Annotated in this window: 18 protein-coding genes; 10 read left to right on the top strand and 8 right to left on the bottom strand. The window is 71.4% G+C overall.

Translation table 11 applies throughout. The features are described 5' to 3' along the window. Positions 1-152 precede the first annotated feature (152 nt). The 6 genes from QSV35_RS08140 (at position 153) to QSV35_RS08115 (ending at position 7,183) form a co-directional block, all read left to right on the top strand. Positions 153-929, top strand: coding sequence for an electron transfer flavoprotein subunit beta/FixA family protein (locus tag QSV35_RS08140; RefSeq protein WP_286288162.1), 777 nt, complete (start codon positions 153-155; stop codon positions 927-929). 11 nt (positions 930-940) lie between these two features. Next, entirely contained in the window at positions 941-1,912 is a 972-nt protein-coding gene (locus tag QSV35_RS08135) for an electron transfer flavoprotein subunit alpha/FixB family protein (protein ID WP_286288161.1), read from the top strand. An 887-nt stretch (positions 1,913-2,799) separates the two neighbouring features. Beyond that, positions 2,800-4,218 carry a cytochrome b/b6 domain-containing protein gene (locus tag QSV35_RS08130; RefSeq protein WP_286288160.1) on the top strand — a complete coding sequence of 473 codons (1,419 nt, stop codon included), beginning with the start codon at positions 2,800-2,802 and terminating at the stop codon, positions 4,216-4,218. Positions 4,219-4,320: 102 nt separating this feature from the next. Continuing rightward, the gene (locus QSV35_RS08125; RefSeq protein ID WP_286288159.1) at positions 4,321-5,685 is read left to right on the top strand and encodes a sensor histidine kinase; all 1,365 of its coding nucleotides are present in this window, start codon (positions 4,321-4,323) and stop codon (positions 5,683-5,685) included. Beyond that, entirely contained in the window at positions 5,673-6,350 is a 678-nt protein-coding gene (locus tag QSV35_RS08120; RefSeq protein ID WP_286288158.1) for a response regulator, read from the top strand. The genes QSV35_RS08125 and QSV35_RS08120 overlap by 13 nt, the downstream gene beginning before the upstream one ends. After that, positions 6,347-7,183, top strand: coding sequence for a DUF4097 family beta strand repeat-containing protein (locus tag QSV35_RS08115; protein ID WP_286288157.1), 837 nt, complete (start codon positions 6,347-6,349; stop codon positions 7,181-7,183). Before QSV35_RS08120 ends, QSV35_RS08115 begins: the two co-directional genes overlap by 4 nt. 148 nt (positions 7,184-7,331) lie before the next feature. Here QSV35_RS08115 and cofE read toward each other — a convergent pair whose 3' ends face one another. The 3 genes from cofE to QSV35_RS08100 form a co-directional block, all read right to left on the bottom strand. Beyond that, entirely contained in the window at positions 7,332-8,099 is a 768-nt protein-coding gene (gene cofE / locus QSV35_RS08110; protein ID WP_286288156.1) for a coenzyme F420-0:L-glutamate ligase, read from the bottom strand. 10 nt (positions 8,100-8,109) lie between these two features. Continuing rightward, on the bottom strand, positions 8,110-8,616 hold the full coding sequence (locus QSV35_RS08105) for a GNAT family N-acetyltransferase (protein ID WP_286288155.1): 507 nt from the start codon (positions 8,614-8,616) through the stop codon (positions 8,110-8,112). A gap of 96 nt (positions 8,617-8,712) precedes the next feature. Beyond that, on the bottom strand, positions 8,713-9,345 hold the full coding sequence (locus QSV35_RS08100; RefSeq protein WP_286288154.1) for a TetR family transcriptional regulator: 633 nt from the start codon (positions 9,343-9,345) through the stop codon (positions 8,713-8,715). Between the two features lie 98 nt (positions 9,346-9,443). On the opposite strand from QSV35_RS08100, the gene QSV35_RS08095 reads away from it, so the two are divergent. Then, the gene (locus QSV35_RS08095; RefSeq protein ID WP_286288153.1) at positions 9,444-11,027 is read left to right on the top strand and encodes an MFS transporter; all 1,584 of its coding nucleotides are present in this window, start codon (positions 9,444-9,446) and stop codon (positions 11,025-11,027) included. Positions 11,028-11,117: 90 nt separating this feature from the next. Continuing rightward, on the top strand, positions 11,118-11,681 hold the full coding sequence (locus tag QSV35_RS08090) for an acyl-CoA thioesterase (protein ID WP_286288152.1): 564 nt from the start codon (positions 11,118-11,120) through the stop codon (positions 11,679-11,681). A 4-nt stretch (positions 11,682-11,685) separates the two neighbouring features. Here the strand turns inward: QSV35_RS08090 and QSV35_RS08085 are convergent, their stop codons facing one another. Together QSV35_RS08085 and QSV35_RS08080 are read right to left on the bottom strand one after the other, a co-directional pair. Further along, complete coding sequence (locus tag QSV35_RS08085) at positions 11,686-12,786, bottom strand: polysaccharide deacetylase family protein (RefSeq protein ID WP_286288151.1); 1,101 nt, start codon at positions 12,784-12,786, stop codon at positions 11,686-11,688. A gap of 114 nt (positions 12,787-12,900) precedes the next feature. Beyond that, the gene (locus QSV35_RS08080; RefSeq protein ID WP_286288150.1) at positions 12,901-16,371 is read right to left on the bottom strand and encodes a bifunctional proline dehydrogenase/L-glutamate gamma-semialdehyde dehydrogenase; all 3,471 of its coding nucleotides are present in this window, start codon (positions 16,369-16,371) and stop codon (positions 12,901-12,903) included. Between the two features lie 55 nt (positions 16,372-16,426). On the opposite strand from QSV35_RS08080, the gene QSV35_RS08075 reads away from it, so the two are divergent. Then, positions 16,427-17,383 (top strand): LysR substrate-binding domain-containing protein, encoded by a 957-nt coding sequence (locus QSV35_RS08075; protein WP_286288149.1) that lies wholly within the window; start codon positions 16,427-16,429, stop codon positions 17,381-17,383. A 157-nt stretch (positions 17,384-17,540) separates the two neighbouring features. Next, positions 17,541-18,770 (top strand): FAD-binding protein, encoded by a 1,230-nt coding sequence (locus tag QSV35_RS08070; RefSeq protein WP_286288148.1) that lies wholly within the window; start codon positions 17,541-17,543, stop codon positions 18,768-18,770. Positions 18,771-18,821: 51 nt separating this feature from the next. Here the strand turns inward: QSV35_RS08070 and QSV35_RS08065 are convergent, their stop codons facing one another. The 3 genes from QSV35_RS08065 to QSV35_RS08055 all read right to left on the bottom strand — a co-directional run bounded on the left by QSV35_RS08065 (position 18,822) and on the right by QSV35_RS08055 (position 22,053). Next, a complete protein-coding gene (locus tag QSV35_RS08065) occupies positions 18,822-19,526 on the bottom strand; it encodes a DUF4190 domain-containing protein (protein WP_286288147.1) in 705 nt (234 codons plus the stop codon). 133 nt (positions 19,527-19,659) lie between these two features. Beyond that, complete coding sequence (locus QSV35_RS08060) at positions 19,660-20,628, bottom strand: N-acetylglucosamine kinase (RefSeq protein ID WP_286288146.1); 969 nt, start codon at positions 20,626-20,628, stop codon at positions 19,660-19,662. A gap of 168 nt (positions 20,629-20,796) precedes the next feature. Continuing rightward, positions 20,797-22,053: a 6-phospho-beta-glucosidase gene (locus tag QSV35_RS08055; RefSeq protein WP_286288145.1), complete on the bottom strand. Its 1,257-nt coding sequence runs from the start codon at positions 22,051-22,053 to the stop codon at positions 20,797-20,799. Position 22,054 lies beyond the last annotated feature (1 nt).

The raw sequence follows: 22,054 nt of genomic DNA, 5'->3' as shown, positions 1-22,054 counted from the left end.
CATGGTCATCCGTCGCGGCAGGGTCGACCGTCGGAGCGGGCGGCCGGGTCGACCGGACCGGATCGCTCGTGAGACTGAGGTTCACGTACAGTGAGACTCGGTTTCACCCTGCTTCCATCTACCCATAGACTCGTCTCGACGAAGGAGTGCTCATGAGGATCGTGGTCCTGGTCAAGGAAGTCCCGGACACCTATGGTGACCGCAAGCTGGATCTGGAGACGGGTCTCGCGGATCGTGCCGCGAGCGAGACCGTGCTCGACGAGATCGGCGAGCGGGCACTCGAGGTGGCGCTGAGCTACGCCGACGCGCACGCGGGCACCGAGGTCGTGGTGCTGTCGATGTCGCCGGAGTCGGCGGCAGCGACCGTGCGCAAGGGGCTCGCGATGGGTGCCGCCTCGGCGGTGCAGGTCGTCGACGAACGTCTCGCGGGTGCCGACCTGGGCCTGACCGCCGAAGTGCTGGCTGCGGCGGCGAAGCGGACCGGGTTCGACCTGATCCTCGCGGGCAACGGCTCGACGGACGGCGTGGGCGGTGTGATCCCGGCCATGGTCGCGGAGATCCTCGACCTCCCGCACGCGACGAACCTGAACTCGGTGGAGCTCACGGACACCAGCGTGTCGGGCGAGCGGGCGACGGATGGCGGCACGATGCGCGTCAAGGCGTCGCTTCCGGCCGTGGTGTCGATCACCGAGCGGCTCCCCGACGCACGGTTCCCGAACTTCAAGGGCATCATGGCGGCGAAGAAGAAGCCGTTCGAGACGCTCTCGCTCGGTGATCTCGAGATCGACGCCGACGACCCGGCCGCCGCGAGGTCGATCATGATCCAGGTCTCGGAGAAGCCGCCGAGGGCGGCGGGCGTCAAGATCGTGGACGAGGGGGATGCCGGCGAGCAGCTCGCCGAGTTCCTCATCCAGAACCGGCTGGCCTGAGAGGGATGACCATGGGGTACGCAGAAGACTCGATCCTCGTCCTGGTGGATGTCGCGCCGGACGGCGCACTCGCGAAGTCGGCCGCGGGGCTGCTCGGTGCGGCCGCTCAGGTGGGCACGCCCGTTGCGCTGATCGCTGCGCCGAACGCCGCAGACCTCGTCGCGGCCGCGGGTGAGCTCGGAGCCGCGCAGGTCGTGACCGCGACGACGGACGGTTCGTCGCTGACGGTCCCGGTCGTGGACGCGCTGACCGCCGCCGCCGGGCTGGTGCGCCCGGATGCCGTGCTGGTGTCGAACTCGATCGAAGGCAGGGAGGCCGCGGCCCGATTCGCCGCGCGCACGCGATCCGCTCTCGCTGTCGATGCCGTCGGCGTCTCGCGCGATGCCGAGGGCGTCGTCGCGCAGCACTCCGTCTACGGCGGGGCGTACAACGTCGACTCCGCGGCGACCTATGGCGCACCGGTGATCACGGTCCGTCAGGGCGCCGTCGACGCGCGTGCCGAGGCTCGCACCCCCGAGGTGGAGGAGCTGTCGGTGGAGTCGTCGGGCAAGCCCGCGGCATCCGTCTCCGACGTGCAGGCGGCCGCGGCGACCTCGAGCCGTCCCGAGTTGCGGGGCGCCGCGAAGGTCGTCTCCGGCGGCCGCGGGCTCGGGTCCGAGGAGAAGTTCGAGCTCGTCGACCAGCTCGCCGATGTCCTCGGGGCAGCGGTCGGCGCGTCGCGTGCCGCGGTGGATGCCGGGTACGTCCCCTACTCGTACCAGGTCGGCCAGACCGGTGTCTCCGTGTCGCCGCAGTTGTACATCGCGCTCGGCATCTCCGGCGCGATCCAGCACCGGGCGGGCATGCAGACGGCGAAGACGATCGTCGCGATCAACAAGGACGGGGATGCCCCGATCTTCGACATCGCCGACTTCGGCGTCGTGGGCGACCTGTTCACCGTCGTCCCGCAGCTGATCGCCGCCCTGCAGGCACGGAAGGCGTAACCCGCATGGCGACGTTCGGGAGCAGCGTCCGGCGCGGCCTGCCGCGCACCCGCGGCGGCGAGCCGTGGCCCGCGGGCGGCGACGCCCCGGTCACGGTGGATCCCGTGGATGCTGCTGCTCCCGATGTCGCTGAAGGGGCACCGCGTTTCGACTCGGTCGTTCCTCCCTCGCTCAACGACCGACCGGGGGAGTCCTCGCTCGTTGAGCGAGCGGAGCGAGACGAAACGCAGAGCGAGGCCTCGACCACCTCGCTCGTTGAGCGAGCGGAGCGAGACGAAACGCAGAGCGAGGCCTCGACCACTTCGCTCGTTGAGCGAGCGGAGCGAGACGAAACGCCGCAAGCCGTCGTTGCGGACGCGCCGCCCGCCGTCGCAGCGGCCCCCGCTTCGGTTGCCCAGGCTGCGGTCCCCGAGCTTGGGCCCACGCGCCCGGAGGCTCCGCGCGGCGCGCCAGCGCCGGGTGGAGTGGGCGTGGGGAGCGAGGGGTCGTCTGCCGCAACGGCATCTGCCCTCCGCCGCGGCCTCCCGCGGGTGAAGGGCGGAGAGCCGTGGCCTCCAGCCGGCGCTGTCGCGATAGCATCCACCGGTCCGACGGAACCGCGTTTCGACTCGGTCGTTCCTCCCTCGCTCAACGAGCCGCGGGGTGTTGCCGCAACCGCCCCGGTCGCCCCGCGAGCGCAGCGAGGCGAAACGCCGCAAGCCGCTGCTCCCGACGCAGCATCCGCCGTCGCCGCGGCCCCCGCTTCGGTTGCCCAGGCCGCGGTCCCCGAGCTAGGGCCCACGCGCCCGGAGGCTCCGCGCGGCGCGCCAGCGCCGGGTGGAGTGGGCGTGGGGAGCGAGGGGTCGTCTGTCGCAACGGCATCTGCCCTCCGTCGGGGTCTGCCTCGTGTGAAGGGCGGAGAGCCGTGGCCGCCCGCCGGCATGGTGGCCGCCGCATCCACCGCTCAACCGGAACCGCGTTTCGACTCGGTCGTTCCTCCCTCGCTCAACGAGCCGCAGGCAGAAGCCCCGGTCGCCCCGCGAGCGCAGCGAGACGAAACGCAGCAGGCCGCCTCTCCCGCCGCAGCATCCGCCGTCGCCGCGCCGGCTGCCGCCGCCGTCGCGGCCGCAGGTTCGGTCGCGGTTCGCCGCGGACTGCCGCGGGTCAAGGGCGGGGAGCCCTGGCCGCCGGAAACGTTCGCTGCCGCGCCGGCTGCCGCATCCACTGCCCCTGTCGTTGCCGAGACGGAACCGCGTTTCGACTCGGTCGTTCCTCCCTCGCTCAACGAACCGCGCGAAGCGGTCGTGACCCGTGATCTGTCCATCCCGCTGCCGTCGCCGCAGACCGTCTTCCCCGGTGCGGCGGCCCAGAAGTGGAACGCGGACCGCACCCGCAAGACCCCGATCGCCGCGCCCGAGCCGGAGCGCATCGGTCCGTTCACGAAGCTCCAGTGGGCGGGGGCTGTCATCGTCGGGGGCGCGGGGCTGCTGTTCGCCGCGGGGATGGCCGTGCTGTTCGTGCGCTGGTTCCTCAGCCTGCCGTTCATGGTCGACTTCGTGCACACGTACCCGGGCCAGTACCCGCTGCCCGAGGGCGCCCCGGTCGGTTTCCCGGCGTGGCTGCAGTGGCAGCACTTCTTCAACGTGTTCTTCATGGTGCTGATCATCCGCACGGGCCTCACCGTCCGCCGCGAGAAGCGGCCCACCGTGTTCTGGTCGCCGAAGACCAACCCGAAGCGCAAGATCAGCCTCACCCTGTGGTTCCACCAGTCGCTCGACATCCTGTGGTTGGTCAACGGCGCGATCTTCGTCATCCTGCTGCTCGCGACAGGACAGTGGATGCGGATCATCCCCACCAGCTGGGAAGTCATCCCGAACGCGATCACCGCGGCGCTGAAGTACGTGTCCCTGGACTGGCCGACCGAGGACGGCTGGGTCAACTACAACTCGCTGCAGCAGCTCGCCTACTTCGCGACCGTGTTCATCGCCGCACCGCTCGCCGCGATCACCGGCGTGCGCATGTCCGGGGTGTGGCCGAAGAACGCGAAGCGCCTGTCCAAGGCGTACCCGGTCGAGGCGGCCCGCGCGGTCCACTTCCCGGTGATGCTCTACTTCGTGCTGTTCATCATCGTGCACGTCACCCTCGTTCTCGCGACCGGGGCGCTGCGCAACCTGAACCATATGTACGGCGGGTCCGACGAGGTCAACTGGGTGGGGTTCTGGATCTTCATCGCCTCGCTCGTCGTCATCGCCATCGCGTGGGTCGCCGCCCGTCCGCTCGTCCTCGCGCCGATCGCGCGTCTCTTCGGCAAGGTGAGCGGCCGCTGAACCCTCCACCGGCTCGGGGGCCGGCACCCGGGGGATAACCCGAAGACAACTGTCCGGCTGCCTCAGGGGCGCGAGAGGATGCCGCGGCCTACCGTTGGAGGCATGACAGACACCCTGGCCGCCCCGCCGACCCCACCGCCTCCGGCGCCCGCCGCGCAGACCCCGCGCCCGCGGATCGGGACGCCCGGCCGCATCGTCGGCGCGATCCTGCAGCTGGCCGCGATGGGCGCGATCGGCTCGGCCGTCTTCACGATCCTGTGCATCTTCCTGCCGCTCGGCATCGGCCTGCTGCCGATCCTCGGCATCGGCGTCCTGTTCCTCATCGCGTTCGAGTACATCCTGTTCGCCCTGGGCTGGTTCGAGGTGGCCCGCATCGACGGCCTGTACCGATTCGGGCTGACGCCCCGCCGGCCGCGCACGAGCGGGCGCCCCGGATTCACCGGCTTCCTCCGCACGCTGTGGCTGCAGTTCATCGACCTGTCGATGTGGCGGGCGGTCGCGAGCGCCGCGGTGTCCACGATCCTCGGCCTCATCCTCCTCGCGCAGGTGCGCAACATCGCCTCCGGCGTCGCGCTCCTCTTCCTCCCGCTCGTGTCGTCGACCGATGAGATCCACATGTTCGACACCGGGCTCACCGTGCCGACGGCATGGGCGGTTCCGGTCGGAGTCGGCCAGATCGTCCTCGGGTTCGCGATCATGATCGGCATGGCGCTTCTCCAGGGACTGCTGGCGCGCGTCATCCTCGTCCCGTCGCGTGAGGCGGTCCTCGCCGAGCAGGCCCGCACGTCGCAGGTGCAGCGCGCCGGCGCGGTGCGCGCCGCGGACGTCGAGCGCACGCGCATCGAGCGCGACCTCCACGACGGCGTGCAGCCGCGGCTCGTCTCGGTCGGGATGACGCTGGGCCTCGCCCAGCAGAAGATCGACAGCGATCCCGAGGCGGCGAAGGCGCTCATCGCCGAGGCGCACACCTCGACGAAGGCCGCCATCACGGAGCTGCGGCAGCTGGCCCGCGGCATCCACACCTCCGTCCTGACGGATCGGGGACTGGATGCGGCCCTCTCGGCCCTCGCGGCGCGCTCGCCGATCCCCGTGAGTCTCGACGTGCGGCTCGAGCACCGGTGCAGCCCGGATGCCGAGGCCGCCGTGTACTTCGTGATCGCCGAGGCGCTCACGAACGCGGCGAAGCACTCGCGCGGCAAGGAGTGCCGCGTGCTCGTGCGGCAGCGCGTCCCCACCCCCACTCCAAGCCCCGCTGGCGCGGTGCTCGGAGCCTCCGGGGGCGTGGCCCCAGGGAACACGGTCTGGGCGCGCATCGAGGACGACGGCATCGGGGGAGCCGTCGTGGTCCCCGGCGGCGGCCTCGACGGACTCGGCAACCGGGTGCTCGGCGTCGGCGGCACGCTCCGCCTCGAGAGCCCGGCCGGCGGACCGACGAGTGTGGAGGTGAGCGTCCCGTGCGCGTTCTGATCTGCGAGGACTCCGTCCTCCTGCGCGAAGGCCTCGTGCGCCTGCTCGAGGACGCCGGGCACACCGTGGTCGCGGCTCTGCCCGACGCGACGGGCATCGACGAGGCGGTCCGCGCGCAGCAGCCGGACCTCTGCATCCTCGACGTCCGCCTCCCTCCGACGCACAGCGACGAGGGCATCCGGGCGGCCTTGCGCCTGCGCGCGGCGAACCCCGACCTGCCCGTGCTCGTGCTGTCCCAGTACGTCGAGGAGCGCTACGCGACCGAGCTCATCGCCGGCCGCGGCGGCGCCCTCGGCTACCTGCTGAAGGACCGCGTCGCCGACGTCGGCGACTTCCTCGACACCGTGGCCCAGATCGCCGGCGGCGCGACGGTGTTCGACCCCGAGGTCGTCGCGCAGCTGCTCGGCCGTCGCACGAGGGACGACAGGATGCAGCGGCTCACCGACCGCGAGTCGACGGTCCTGGCGCTCATCGCGGAGGGCAAATCGAACCAGGCGATCGCGCAGACCCTCCACATCAGCGAGGGCAGTGTCGAGAAGCACATCACCGCGGTCTTCCAGAAGCTCGATCTCGAGCCCGACGAGTCCGGCAACCGCCGCGTGCTCGCGGCGCTCGCCCACATCTCACACAGCGGCGGCCAGCCGCAGACGGGAGAACTCCGATGAGCACCACGCTCACCCCTCCGCCGGTCACTCCGGCGCCCGCATCCCCCGAACCGCCGAGCTCGGCGCGTGCCATGGCGATCATCGCGATGATCCTCGGCGCCGTCGTGATCATCTCGACCGCGACCTTCAGCGCGATCGGCGCGGCGTTCTCCGGGGTCCACACGACGTCGTACGCGGTCGACGCCTCGAACGTGAACAGCATCGACGTGCAGCTCGCCGCCGGCGGCCTGCAGGTCGAGTACGCCGGCGTGGAGAAGGCCGAGCTCGACGTGCAGTCGTCGGTCTCGAGCGGCCCGTGGACGCTCCGCGTCGACGGCTCGAAGCTCGTCGTCGCCTCGCCCGACAACCGGTTCGGCTGGCCGAACCTCTTCGGCATGGCGGACAAGGCCGTGCTGCGCCTGCCGACCTCTCTGCAGGGAATGGATGCCACGATGCGCGTCGCCGCCGGCTCGCTCACCGTGAACGGCCAGTTCGGCGATGTCGGTCTCGATGTGCAGGCGGGCTCCGCGAGTGTCGCCGGAACGGCGTCAGGACTCGATGCGAAGGTGAGCGCCGGCAGCGGCGACATCAACGTCGAGGGAGTCGTCCGCGCGGACCTCACCGTCGAGGCGGGATCGATGTCGGTCGCCATCCGCGGCGGTCAGCCGGACAGCACGGCCGCGCACGTCTCGGCCGGCTCGCTCGATCTCGCCGTGCCGCAGGGCTCCTACGACGTCACCTCGAACGTCTCGGCGGGCAGGCTCGACAACCAGCTCGGGTCGACGCCGGGCGCGTCGAGCATCATCCGCGTGGACATGTCCGCCGGCACGATGACCCTCCGCCCCAGCGACTGATCCGATCCCCCGCTCCCCACCCCGCCGCGCGGGGCTCCATTCATCGACTTGCGGCGAATGGCGGCTATGCGGGCTTTGATAGCCGCCATTCGCCGCAAGTCGGCGGCCCACGCGGAGTCGCGACTGAGGCGGGGCTGCTGGAGTGAGCTCAGGCGGTGGAGGCGTTGGATGCCGCGCCGGCGGCGAACCCGTCGGCGTACGCCTCGTCCGCTCCGCGAGAGAACATGTCGCGCTCCGCGGGGCGCACGATCGAACGGGCGCCGGGGAGGTCGAGCGGGCCGACGAGGTCCGCGCGCCCGCGCACGACGGCGACCGGCAGCCGGGCGGCCTTGCCCTTCACGAGGTCGGTAGCCGCGGCCAGCTCGTCGGCCACGCACGGCAGGGTGACGACGAGGGGCCGGCCCTCGGCATCCACCGTCCCGCGCAGATCGTCGAACACGTGCACGCCCGCCGCGCCGATCGCCGAGTCGGTCTGGCCCTCGCGCCACGCGCGCCCGAGCGTGTCGGACACGATGACGCCGACCTCCACGCCGAGCCGCACTCGCAGACCCGAGGCGAGGCCGCGGGCCGAGGCGTCCGGGTCCACCGGGAGCAGCAGCACGGTGCCGTCCGGCGTGTTCGACGCATCGACCCCCGCTGCGGCCGCGACGATGCCGAGCCGGTTCTCGACGATGCGCGTCGTATGCCCCGTCTCCGACGTGCGGGATGCGACGAGCCGTACGGTCTCCGCGGTGATCGCGTCCTCGCGGTCGTCGGCCGTCACGAATCGGCCTTCGGCCTTCGACACGATCTTCGACGTGACGACGAGGATGTCGCCGTCCTGGAGGGTATCGCCCGCGGCCTCGCCGATCAACTCGACGAGGTCAGCGCCGGCGGCGATCTCGGGGATGCCGGGCAGCGCCCAGATCGTCAGCACGCGCGGACGATCAGCGGACGAAGCGGACTTCGGTCAGCGTCTCGCCGAGGAAGGGCTCGGTATGCGACGCGCCGTCGAGCGCGAAGCCGTTGCGGACGTAGAAGCGGTGCGCGCGGGGGTTGTCGTCGGCGACCCAGAGGTAGCTCTCCTCGCCCTCCGGAACGGCCGCATCGAACAGCTTCTGGCCGATCCCGGTGCCGTGGTAGGCGTCGAGCAGGTAGATGAAGTAGAGCTCGCGCACGCGCGGAGCATCCTTGTCACGGGCCGGACCCGAGCCGACGAAGCCGACGATCTCGCCGTCGACGAGAGCCGCGCACATGGTGAATTCGGGGCCCTGGACGGCCCAGTGGGTCCACAGCTCGGCGAGCCGCTTGGGCGAGACCGCCTCGAGAGCGGCCTTGCTGATGAGGTGGTCGTAGGTCTCGTGCCAGCACGTCGCGTGCACGCGACCGAGGGCCTCGGCATCCACGTCGCGAACCGGACGGACAACGACATCGGTGTGCTGCTCGGTCTCCATGCGCCAGACTCTACGCGTGTCCCGCCGAGACGTGAAATCGAGCGAACAGCGGGTGAACCGAGGCTGAAAGATGGATGCCGCGGGCCGCCCCGCACGTCATTCGCGCGACGCGGGCAGGCCTGTCGGGAACGGCTCGCGCAGGATCTGCAGGCCCAGATCGACGGCCGCGAAGAGCTCTTCGCGATCCACATCCTCCGTCGCGAATCGCTGCAGCAGGACGACCGCGGCCCCGGCTGTGGCGGCGACGAGCATCGCCCCGTACACCTGCGGCCGCGGATCGTCGGCCGGAAGCGACATGCGGCGAGCGACGAACGCGACCGCATCGGTGAGCGGACGCATCGCGCGCGGGAGCATCGCCGTGACACCGAGCTCCGGCGTCGAGATGACGAGCCGCATGCGCTCGCGCTCGGTCTCCCACTGCTCGTCGGTCAGCGACAGGAACGCCGTCTCCACCGCCGCGCGGTACGCGTCGATGATGTCGAGGTCGGCGGGAGCCGTCGCGAGCATCTGCGCGATCGCGTCATCCTGCAGGTCGGTGAGGAGGACGGCATCCTTCGTCGGGAAGTAGCGGAAGAACGTCCGCGGCGAGACCTCGGCAGCGTCCGCGATCTGCTCGACAGTCGTCTCGGCGTAACCCTGCTCGCGCATCAGCCGGATCGCGGCGGTCTGGAGATCGCGTCGCGTGCGGAGGCGTTTTCGCTCGCGCAGGCCCGCGGCATCCGTTGTCATGCACTGACTATAGGCGCGATGTGACAGAAAGTCTTGGCATTCTCCGTCGATAGGCATACACTGCCAGGTGGCACACACTGCCAGAATGGAAGTGGATCATGACCGCAAAGCGCCGCTGGGTCGGACTCGCCATGTTCTCGGTCGCCGCGCTCGTCATCGGGCTCGACCTCACGATCCTCGCCGTCGCGCTGCCGACGCTCTCCCGCGAGCTGCACGCGTCGCAGTCCGAGCTCCAATGGTTCAGTACGGCGTTCATGCTCACGCTGGCCGCCGCGATGCTGCCCACCGGCGTCCTCGGAGACCGCATCGGCCGGCGGAAGACGCTCGTCGGGGCGCTCGTCGTCTTCGCCGGTGGGTCGCTGTGGTGCGCGCTGTCCACCACACCGGGCGAGCTCATCGCGGCGCGTGCGCTCATGGGCGTGCCGGCCGCCGCCATCGCCGTCGTCACCTTCGCGATGATCGCCGTGATGTTCACGCCGGAGGAGCGGCCGAAGGCGATCGGCATCATGATGGGCGCGACGTTCCTCGGCATGCCGCTCGGTCCCGTCCTCGGCGGCTGGATCCTGACGAACGCGTGGTGGGGCTGGGTGTTCCTCATCAACGTGCCCGTCGCCGTCATCGCACTCGTCGGCATCCTGCTCACCGTCCCCGAGACGAAGCCGACCCACGCCGGCCGTGTCGACGTCGTCGGGATGGTGGGATTCACCGCCGGCCTGGTGGCCCTCACCTACGGGCTCATCACCGCGGGTCAGAACGGGTGGGACGACGCGGCGGCGCTCGGCTGGATGGCGGCCGGCATCCTGATCCTCGTCGCGTTCGCCTTCTGCGAGCTGTGGATCGCGCGCACCGGGCGGAACCCGGTGATCCCGCCGCGGCTGTTCCGGGTGCGCGGCTTCACGGCGGGCACGATCGTCCCCGCCATCGGGTCGATGGCTCTGACCGGCCTCCTGTTCCTCCTGCCCCAGTACTTCCAGGCGATCGGCGGGCAGGACGCGATGGGCTCGGGCGTGCGGCTGCTCGCCGTGATCGCCGGATTCGTTCCGGCGTCGCTCCTGTCGAGCGTCGCCACGCGCCTCATGGGAGCGCGTTTCGCGTCGGGGCTCGGATACGTGATCGCCGCGGCGGGCCTCTGGACGATCTCGCAGGCGACCGCATCGACGCCGGAGTCGCTCGTGCTCATCGGGTCCGGGGTGCTCGGGTTCGGCATCGCGCTCGGGCTCAGCGCCGCCGCATCCGCCGCGCTCTCGCACATCGCGCCGGACGACGCGAACACCGCATCGTCGGTGTATCAGGCGCTGCAGAAGACGGGGAGCCCGCTCGGCGTCGCGATCCTCGGGAGCATCTTCAACCGCGTGTACGTCCAGAACCTCGTCCTGCCGGCGCAGCTGCCGCACTCCGTGCGCACGGTCGTCGAGGACGGCGTGTTCGGCGGGCTCGCCGTCGGCGCGAAGGTGCCGGGGGTGACGGATGCCGTGCGGCAGGCGTTCATGGACGGCCTCGAGGCCACGATGTGGGCCTGCGTCGGGATCGCGCTGGCGACCGCCGTCATCGCGATGCTGACCCTCCCGGGGCGATCCTCGCGCGGGTCCGGCCGAGGAGCGGAGTCGATCAGGCCGGCGGAGGAGGCCGCGGCGGCGAAGGCGACTCCCGTCATCGAAACGACTCCGCTCGTCGAGTCCTGAGGCGCGGCCCCGACCCCACGGAGCCGAAGGTTTGGTGGCATCTCACAACCGAATCGGGAATCGTAGGGACGAAGGCTACGATCGCACCTCGTGAATGTGATCTGGCGGACGATCCTCGTGCACCTCTCGGCCCGGCGGCGCCTGCGTCGCGGAGAGCGGCTCGAACCGACCGGGGTGAGCCGCGTGCGGCTGACGACCCTGCCGACGGACATCGACATCCTCATGCACATGAACAACGGCCGCTACCTGTCGCTGTTCGATCTCGGGCGGTGGGACCTGCTCGTCCGCAACGGCGTGTGGGACGCCATGAAGACCAACGGCTGGTACGCCGTCGTGTCGGCGGAGACCATCACCTTCCGCAAGTCCCTGCAGCTCTGGCAGCGGTTCGACGTCGAGTCCCGCCTGCTCGGCCACGACGACAAGGCCGTGTACATGGAGCACCGCGCCGTCGTCGACGGCGAGGTCTACGCGCGAGCGATCGTGCGGGCGCGCATGCTCGCGCGCGAGGGCAATCGCCGGATCACGCACGAAGAGCTCTTCGCCGCCGTCGGCCGTCCCGAGGGCGTGCCGGACATCGACCCGTGGGTGCACGAGTGGGCGGTGGCATCCGCCCTTCCGCCGACGAAGGCGCCGGCGCCGAACGTCTGGAAGTGACGGCTCAGCCGACGATGTCCTTGAACTGGGTCATCGTCATCCCGAAGCTCATGCGCTCGCGCGGCAGCTCGAGCTTCTTGGCGCCCGCCACGACGTAGCCGGGCTTGGTCGTGAACGCCATCCAGAACCCGACGTCGTGCAGGGCCTTCTCCGCCGTGTCGTTGAACTGGCCGTAGGGGTACGCGAAGGCCTCCGTGACCCCGCCGAGCACCGTGACCGAGGTCTTGAGGTCCGCGACGACCTGGTCGTACGTGTAGTTGACCATCTTGCCCTTGCCGTTCGCGCCGGCCGAATGCATGTTGTCGGTGTGCGATCGCTGCAGCACGTACACCGACGGCGACGGGGCCTTGCGCGCGGAGGTGATGACGAAGGATGTGGCGAGCACCTTGTACTTCGTGACGATCGGGACCGCGAGCGTCTCCCAAGTCGGGTCGGCGTCGTCGTCGGTGACCACGACCGACTTCTTCGGCAGATAGAGCTTGCCGTCGATGAAGGCGTTCAGCTCGTCCCACGTGGGCAGGTAGAACTTCTGATCGGAGAGGTAGGCCATGTTGTTCTCGAAGTCGCCGATGTAGTCGAAGTTCGCCTTCAGCCACGTCTTCTCGCCCTGCGGCTTCGTCGTGAACTGGTGGTACATCAGCACCGGCACTCGGACCTTCGCCGCGGCGACGGCGGCAGTCGTCATCCACCCGCCGTAGAGGGTCTCGGGCCCCGAAGCGCACTGGACGATCTGGGCGCCGTTGACCCGGTCGGCGGCATTGAGGGATGACGCATCGGCGGCGCTGCGGTACCAGCCGGCGAAGACGTAGCCGGCCCGCTCCGGGATCGGCAGACCGGCGTAGAGCGCGCCCACGGTCTGCTCCTGGGGCGACGCGGTGATGTCCTGACCGGTGAAGCTGACCATGCACACAGCGCTCGGGAGAGGCGTGATCGGCGGCAGGGTCGGCGTCTGTACGACCGGCTTCGCCGTGGGCTGCGCTGCGGCCGTCTGGTGACCGCCGAAGGCCGCGGCGACGCCGGTGACGACGAGGGTCGCGACCACGAGGCCGGCGGCGCCGACGAGGATCCAGGCGATGGGACGGGGGCGTCGGGACGACGACGGCATCGGCATGCAGCTCCGGCGAAGAAGAAACAGGGTCGACGGATGCTATTCCGCGCGGGTGTACGACCGCTGTGAGCGAAGGAGGGGGATGCGGCCGCATCCCCCTCCCTCGTCGTGTCAGCTCGCGGGCTGCAGCAGCGGGATCTCGTACCGGTGCGGGGTGCCGAAGCGGTGCGCCGTGATGGAGACCGCCTGCTCGCGGAGGAACGTCAGCAGCTCGACGCGGCCCGCGGACACCACCGGGTTCGCGTAGATCGCGAGATTCGGCGAGCCCGCCACGGCGACCGCCGTCGGGTGGGCGTCGGCGCCGATCACGCGGACGCGGCCGCTCTGCGCGGCGAGCGCTGCCGCGCGGGCGCCCCACACCACGGGGTTCTCCACCGCGGCGCTCACGCCGTTGCGGGCGAGCCACGTCGCGACCCCCGACGGGAGGTCGGCGGACGTGCTCACGGTCACGGCGGAGCGGACGCGGAGACCCGCGGCGACGACACGGACGAGCTCGGCGACGCGGTCGCCCTCGTAGCGGACCGTCACCGGCACCGCCTGATAGCGGAGGGCGTTCTGCTCTGTCGTGAGGCCCGTGACGTCGCGCACGGCGCCGAACTCCGACTCCCACGCATCGATGTCGGTGGCGAGGGCCCCGCGCAGCCACTTCGCGTCCGCCTCGTCGCCGAGCGCGGCGACCGCGGCGTTCGCGGCGGCGTCCAGCGCCCGCTCGCTCGTCGCCGGGGCATCCGCCCACTCGGCGAGACCGACCAGGTAGTTCGGGCCGCCGGCCTTCGTGCCGGCGCCGACGACCGACTTCTTCCAGCCGCCGAAGGGCTGGCTCTGCACGATCGCGCCGGTCGTCCCGCGGTTGACGTAGACGTTTCCGGCCTGGATGCGGGCGAGCCACTGCTGGATCTCGTCCTCGTCGAGCGAGTGCAGGCCCGAGGTCAGTCCGTAGTCGATGGCGTTGACGATGTCGATCGCCTCGTCGAGGGAGCCGGCGGTCATGATGCCGAGGACCGGGCCGAAGTACTCGACCTTGTGGAACTCGCTGCCCGGCCGCACGCCGTCACGGATGCCCGGACGCCACACCTGTCCGGCGTCGTCGAGCTTCTCGGGCTTCAGCAGCCACGACTGCCCGGCCTCGAGCGTGGTGAGCGCGGAGAGGAGCTTGCCGTCGGCCGGGCCGATGAGCGGTCCGATGCGCGACGAGCCGTCCCACGGCATGCCCACGTCGTACGCGCGCACGGCGTCCACGAGCTGGCGGCGGAACCGCTCGGACCGCGCCGCGGAGCCGACGAGGACGACGAGGGATGCCGCCGAGCACTTCTGGCCCGCGTGGCCGAACGCCGAGTACGCGACATCCTTCGCCGCGAGGTCGAGATCGGCGCTCGGGGTGACGATGATCGCGTTCTTGCCGCTGGTCTCCGCGAGCAGCGGAAGGTCGGGGCGGAAACCGCGGAAGAGCTCCGCCGTCTCGTAGCCGCCGGTGAGGATGACACGGCCGACGGCCGGGTCGCTCACGAGCTTCGTGCCGAGGTCGTGGCTCGTCAGCTGCACGTACTGCAGCACCTCGCGCGGGACGCCAGCCTCCCACAGGGCCTCTACCATCACCGCGCCGGAGCGACGCGCCTGCTTGGCGGGCTTGATGATCACGGGGGAGCCCGAGGCGAGCGCCGACAGTGTCGAGCCGGCCGGGATGGCCACCGGGAAGTTCCACGGCGGGGTGACGACCGTGAGGCCGACCGGTCGCATCTCGGCGCCGTCGACGTCCGCGAGCAGGCGCGCGCTCTCGGCGTAGTAGTGCGCGAAGTCGATCGCCTCGGACACCTCGGGGTCGCCCTGCTCGATGACCTTCCCGGCCTCCGAGCCCATGACCTCGAGAAGCTCCCCGCGGCGGGCCTCCATCACATCGCCCGCGCGGTGGAGGATGGCGGCGCGGCCTTCGGCGCCGAGCGCGCGCCACGCGGCGCCCGCGGCGACGGCGGCGGCGATGACCTCGTCGACCTGCTCGGGCGTGGACAGCGTGTGCTCGCGCACGGTCTGCTCGCCGAGCGCCGAGCCCTCCATCCGGGTGCGGATGCCGTCGCCCCAGCCGCGGTTCACGGCGAGGCTCGGGTCCGTGTCCGGGGTGTTGGCGAACGCATCGGCGGGCGCGGGGGGCTCCGGCGCGGTGCGGTCCTGCACGCGGTTCGGCGCCGGGACTGTGGTGGGCACGCCCTTCACGGATGCGAGGAAGCGCTCCTTCTCGCGGTCGAACAGCGCGGGATCCGCATCCAGGTCGAACACGGCCGACATGAAGTTCTCGTGCGACGCACCCTCCTCGAGGCGCCGGATGAGGTACGCGATGGCGACGTCGAACTCGTCGGGGTGGACGACGGGCGTGTAGAGCAGGAGCGAGCCCACCGTGCGCTTGACGACGGTCGCCTGCGCAGAGGCCATGCCGAGCAGCATCTCGAACTCGATGCCCTCCGTGACGCCGCGCTTCGACGCGAGGAGCCAGGCGAGCGCGATGTCGAAGAGGTTGTGGCCGGCGATCCCGATGCGGACGCTGCCGATGTGCTCGGGGCGCAGGGCGTACTCGAGGACCGCCTTGTAGGACGAGTCGGACTGCTGCTTCGTCGACCAGGTCGCGAGCGGCCAGCCGTGGGTCTCGGCATCCACCGTCTCCATGGGGAGGTTGGCGCCCTTGACGACGCGCACCTTGATCGGCGCGCCGCCGTCTGCGAGACGGGCCGCGGCCCACTCCTGGAGGCGCATCATCGCGCCGAGCGCGTCGGGCAGGTATGCCTGGAGGACGATGCCCGCTTCGAGGTTCTTGAACTCCGGGCGGTCGAGGATCGAGGTGAAGACCGCGATCGTGAGGTCGAGGTCCTTGTACTCCTCCATGTCGAGGTTGATGAACTTGTTCCCGCCCTTCGCCGTCGCGGCGATGCGGTAGAGGGGGATGAGGGCGGATGCCGCGTGCTCGACGGCCTCGTCGAACGCCCACGGGCTGTGCGGGGCGACCGTCGACGACACCTTGATCGACACGTAGTCGACGTCGTCGCGCAGGAGCAGTCGTCGCGTGCCCTCGAGGCGGCGGGTCGCCTCGTCGCGGCCGAGGATCGCCTCGCCGAGCAGGTTGATGTTCAGGCGCACATCCTGCTGCTCGCGGATGCGCGCGATCGCGGCGCCGAGCTTGTCGTCGCGGGCGTCGACGATGAGGTGGCGGACCATGCTGCGCAGCACGCGGCGGCTGATCGGCACGACGATGCCGGGGAAGGCGGGAGCGAAGGCGCCGCCCATCCCGATGGCGCCGCGCAGCGGCGCCGGGAGGAACTTCGGGGTCAGCGGGGTCAGCTCGCGCAGCTTGCGCGCGGCGACCTTCGTGTCCTCGGGGCGCACGACGCCGTCGACGAAGCCGACGGTGAAATCGAGGCCGTGCTCGTCGCGGAGGACGCCGGCGAGGCGCTGGGCGGCGGCATCCACAGGGACGTCGCGGCTCTCGACGAGCCAGCGGCGGACCAGCTCGACGGCGTCGTCGGCGAGGGCGGAGAGGTCCGACACGGACGGCGGGGTGGCCGAGGTCTCGTGGGGGGCGGAGGGCTGGGGGGTCATCCCACCAGTGTGAGCCCGTCCTATCGTCGTGAAAAGCGCACGTTTACGATGGTTTATGTTCGGCCTCGTCGAATGGATGGAGATCCCCATGTTCGAGCTGCGACGGCTCCGCCTGCTGCACGAGTTCGCGCTCCGCGGCACGATCGCCGAGGTCGCCTCGGCGCTGTCGTACAGCACGTCGACGGTATCCCAGCAGCTGTCCCTCCTCGAGCGCGAGGCGGGCGTCGCGCTCTTCGAACCGGACGGACGACGCATCCGCCTCACCGCCCAGGGGAGGCTCCTCGCGGAGTACGCGTCGCGGGCGCTCGACCTCGACGAGGCGGCGCAGCGCGCCCTCGCATCCGGGAGCCTGATGCTGGAGCCCGTGCGCATCAGCGCGATGCCGACGGCGGCGGAGGCGCTCGTGCCGGCGGCGCTGTCCCTCATCGCGCAGCGGACGCCGGACCTGCGGGTGACGATGGCAGAGGAGCCGCCGGAGGAAGGGCTGTCCGAGCTGACGGCACGGCGGGTGGACGTCGTGATCGCCGAGCAGTATCCGGGGCACACGCGTCCGCGGGCCGAGGGCACGGACCACGCCCTCATCGGCGAGGACCCGATCCGGCTCGTCATCCCGGATGCGGAGGGCGTGCGCGCGCTCGGTGACCTGCGCGACCGTGCCTGGGTGATGGAGCCGCGCGGCACGGCCGCGAGGGAGTGGGCGGTGCAGCAGTGCCGTGCGGCCGGCTTCGAGCCGGACGTCCGGTACGAGGCGGCGGACCTCACGGTGCACGTGCGGCTCGTCGCGGCCGGTCATGCCGTGGGCATGCTGCCCGACCTCATCTGGAGCGCCCGCCCGGAGGGGGTCGCGCTCGCGGACCTGCCCGGCTCGCCCGTCCGCGAGGTCTTCACCGCGACCCGCACCGCCGCACAGGGCAGTGCCAGCATCCGGATCGTGCGCGACGCGCTCGCCGAGGCCTTCGCCTCGCATCGCGACCAGAGCACCGCGTTCGCCGACGATCTCGCGGCCCGCTGAGCGCGCGCGGCGCCGGCGCTCGCGGGCGGGTGGGTGGGTGGGGTGCGGCGCCGACGAGGGGAGTCGATTCGAGGAGGGGAGTGCGGCTTCCTGCGCGCCGGACTCCGCTCCTCGGTTCGACTCCCTTCGTGACCGGCGCTCGCGGGATGATGAACGCGTGAGCGAGCAGAACTGGGCCGGGACCCACACGTATGCCGGCCGCGTCGTCAGTCCCCGCAGCCTTGGCGAGCTGCAGCGCGTCGTCGCTGGGGCGCCGCACATGCGCGCACTCGGCACGCGGCATTCGTTCAACGACATCGCCGACAGCGAGGTCCTCGTGTCGCTGCGCGAACTGCCGGCGGACGTCGAGGTCGACGTCGATGCCGCGAGCGTGCGTGTCGCAGCCCAGGTGCCGTACGCAGCGGTCGCGATGGCGGTGGATGCCGCGGGCCTCGCCCTCCACAACATGGGGTCGCTGCCCCACATCTCCGTCGGCGGTGCGACGGCGACGGCGACCCATGGCTCGGGCCTGCGCCTCGGGAATCTGTCGACGGCGGTGACAGGACTGGAGCTCGTGACCGCGGACGGCGGCATCCTGCTCCTCGACCGCGACGATCCGCGGTTCGCCGGAGCCGTCGTGCACCTCGGCGCGATCGGCGTCGTCACGCACCTGACGCTCGCGCTCGAGCCGCGGTTCGACATGCGCCAGGACGTGTACCTCGGCGTGCCGTGGGACGAGGTGCTCGGCGACCCCGTCGGCGTCTTCGGCGCGGCCGACAGCGTCAGCGTCTTCGGGCACTGGTCGGGGGAGCGCGCCGAGCAGGTGTGGCTGAAGTCTCGCGAACTCGCTCCGCCGCCGGACGCCTGGCGCGGCGGCGTGCGTGCGATGCGCCAGGTCGCGCCCGTCGACGACGGCGGGGACAACACCACGCGGCAGGGCGAGGCAGGCCCGTGGCACGCGAGGCTGCCCCACTTCCGGTTCGACCGGCAGCCGTCAGCTCAGGGCGACGAGATCCAGTCGGAGTACTTCGTCGCGCTGGAGGATGCCGCATCCGCCCTCTCCGCCGTCCGGGGCCTCCGCGACCGGATCGACCCGCTGCTGCTCGTCACGGAGCTGCGCACCGTCGCCGCCGACGACCTCTGGCTCAGCACCGCGCACGGGCGCAACAGCCTGGCGATCCACTTCACGTGGCGGAGCCGCCCGGCCGAGGTCGCCGCGCTCCTGCCCGAGATCGAGGCGGCGCTCGAGCCGTTCGCGCCTCGGCCGCACTGGGGCAAGTGGTTCGCATCCGCCCATGCCTCCGAGCGGTACGAGCTCCTCGAGGATGCCGTCGCGCTGATGCGGGAGCTCGATCCGAGCGGCGTATTCCGCAACGCGTATACGCGCCGCGTGCTCGGGCTGGAATGACGGAGGGGATGACGGCGGCCGCCGTCATCCCCTCGTTCTACGCCGAACGGCCTACTTGGAGGCGCCGGTGCAGGTCGCGGTGAGGTCGCCGATCGCCGTGTCGACGTCCTGCGCCGCCGTCTGCAGCGCCGCCGGGTCGCCCTGGCCGCCGGAGGCGACGAGCTCGGAGAACGCCTGGTTCATCGCGTCGAGCTTGGCGTTGACCGTCTTGACGTCTGCAGCGACCTGCGCGTCCTTGATGCCCGCGGTCTCGCTCTTGAACGTGTCGGTCGCCTGCTTCGTGTCGGCCTGCGCCTTCTCCGGAGACGTCGAGGCCTCCGCGAACGCGGTGCTGACCGAGGTGATCATCGTGGAACCCGCGGTGACGACCTTGGTGCAGTCCGTCGCCTTCGACACGAGGCTCGTGCTGGCCGGGACGATGACGGCGAAGACGATGATCAGCCACACGATGCCTGCGACGAGGCCGAGGTACCCGAGGATGAGGCCCGCGATCGCGAGGCCACGCCCGCCCTCGCCGCGCTTCTTGATCTGGCTCAGTGCGATGTGTCCGCAGATGACCGCCGCGAGCGACACGAAGAAGGCGGTGATGAGCGAGATGATCGCGAGGGTGTTCGTCTTCGGCGCGAGCGGCGGTCCGACGGGCGCGGGCGGCGCGGCGGCGTAACCCGGGGCTCCCGCGGGCGCCGGGGCTCCCACGGGCGCCGGAGCTTCGGACGCCGGGGGCGTGGGGTAGGTCGGCGGCTGCTGGTCGGTCATGTGGTCTCTCCCCGATTGGATGCTGTTCGTCGACTCGCGGATGTCACCGCGGTCGAGCCGCCGGGTTTCTCGAAACCTTGGGCGAGCACCCCATCGTAACCAGTCTGAAAGAACCCTGTGAACGTGGTCGGTCTTATCGCGCGGACTCATCGCGCGCGCGGGCGAGGGCCGTGGCATCCGCGTCCGCACCCGCCAGTGCGAGGAGCGCCGCGCCGACGACCGGCGGGGACTCCACGTGCACGACGCGGACGTGGGGAGCGTCGACCGAGAGCGCGGACCGCACACCGTCCATGAGTCGCCCGTTGCCGGCGGCGATGACGCCGCCCCCGAGCACGACCGGCACGTCGGCGTCGAGCAGCCCGAGCCGGCGCAGCGTCGTCGTCGCGAGCACCGCGATCTCCTCCACCTGACGGTCCACGAGCGCCTGCGCGACGGCGTCCCCCGCGTCCGCGCACGCGAACAGTGCCGGGCAGATCTGCGAGAGAGCGTCGGACGGCACGTCTCCGACGTGCAGCGCGCGGATCACCTCGTCGATGGACGACAGGCCGAACACCGGCGGGATGGCGGCGGTGAGCGCGGTCGACGGGCCTCTTCCGTCGACCGCGCGCGCCGCGTGCCACAGCGCCTGCTCGCCCAGGTGCCATCCGCCGCCCCAGTCGCCGGTGATCATGCCGAGCGCCGGGAAGCGGACCGTCGCGCCGTCGGCGCGCACCCCGATCGCGTTGATGCCGGTGCCGCACACGACGGCGACGGCATCGGGTTCGTCGGTGCCCGCCCGCAGGAGCGCGAACAGATCGTTGTCGACCACGAGGGCGGATGCGTCGGCGGGAGCCCACGCGGCGTCGGCGGCCGCCGCGCGGAAGGCGGCGACCTCCTCGGCGAGGTCGAGCCCGGAGAGATACGCCTGCACGCGCACCACCCTCATCTCCGGGAGTCGGCCGAGAAGATCGGCCATCAGCCCGTCGAGCACTCCGAGCGCTCCCTCGATCCCGAGATTCTGCGGGCTCGAGCCACCGGCGCGGGCCCGCGCGACGACCTCGCCCGCGAGGGTCAGGGCCACCGCATCCGTCTTGCTCCCTCCGCCGTCGATCGCGACGACCACTCCGTCGTGGGGCGGCCCCCGCGGCGGCCCCCCCACGGGGGGCGGGGGCGGCCCCACCCACACCCCGCGCCCCCCCCGCGCGCCCTCCCCCCCCCCCCCCCCGGTGGGCCGGCCCCCCCCCCCCCCCCCCACGAAGGGCTGCCTGTGCCGCCACATCCATCCCGTCGATCACGCCCACGCCAGGTGCTCCCGATTGCCGGCGATGAGGAGGTCGGTGAGCTTCTCGGCGCGGTCGTACTGCTGCACGAGCGGATGCGCGAGCATCGCCCGCAGCACGCGGTCGCGGCCGCCGTGGACCGCGGCATCCAGCGCCAGCCGCTCGTACGCGGCGACGTGCGAGATGAGACCCGTGATGTCGTCCGGCAGGGGAGCGACCTCGAGGGCTTCGACGCCCGACGCTCCCACGACGGCGGGGACCTCGATGACGTGATCGTCCGGGAGGAACGGCAGGACGCCGTCGTTGCGCAGGTTCACGACCTGGACGTCCCCGCGGTCCGAGCGCAGCGACGCCATGAGATCCACGGCGGCTTCGGAGTAGAACGCGCCACCGCGCTTGGTCAGCGCCTCGGGCTTCGTGTCCTGTGCCGGGTCGGCGTAGAGCTCGAGGAGCGCCCGCTCGACCTCCTGGACGGCGTCGGCGCGGGTGGGCGCGCCCTCCTGCTCGTGCAGCACCTCGTCGTGCGCGTAGTAGTAGCGCAGGTAGTAGGACGGGACCATGTCGAGGAGCGACAGCAGGGATGCGGGGAGCTCGACCTCGTGCGCGAGGTCTGCGAGGCGTGTCTTCAAGAGCCCGGGCAGCGCATCCTGGCCGTCGACATGAGCGCCGCGCTCCCACGTGAGGTGGTTGAGACCGACGTGATCGAGTCGCACGGCCTCCGGAGACACGCCGAGCATCGCCGCGAACCGGCGCTGGAAGCCGATCGCCACGTTGCACAGGCCCACCGCGCGGTGGCCCTCCTGGAGCAGGGCGCGCGTGACGATGCCGACGGGGTTCGTGAAATCGATGATCCACGCATCCGGCTTCGCATGCCGGCGAACAGCGTCCGCGATGCGCAGCACGACCGGGACCGTGCGCATGGCCTTCGCGAATCCGCCCGGACCCGTCGTCTCCTGGCCGACGCAGCCGCACGCGTGCGGGAAGGTCTCGTCGCCGCGCCGCGCATCTTGTCCGCCGACGCGCAACTGGATGAGTACGGCGTCCGCGTCCGAGACGCCCGCCACGAGATCCGTCGTCGGAACGATCCGCCCGGTGTGGCCGGCGGCGCGGAACATGCGCGCACTCATCCCCCCGACGAGCTCGAGGCGCGACGCATCCGTGTCGACGAGCCACAGCTCCTCGATGGGCAGGGTGTCGCGCATGCGCGCGAACCCGTCGATCAGCTCGGGGGTGTAGGTCGACCCGCCCCCGACGACAGCGAGCTTCATG

Origin of the sequence: Microbacterium candidum, assembly GCF_030315975.1 — a bacterium.
In the GTDB taxonomy this organism is placed as follows: Bacteria; Actinomycetota; Actinomycetes; order Actinomycetales; family Microbacteriaceae; genus Microbacterium; species Microbacterium candidum.
Note: the sequence above shows the minus strand (reverse complement) of the source record. Positions and strands in the feature narration are given on the sequence as shown.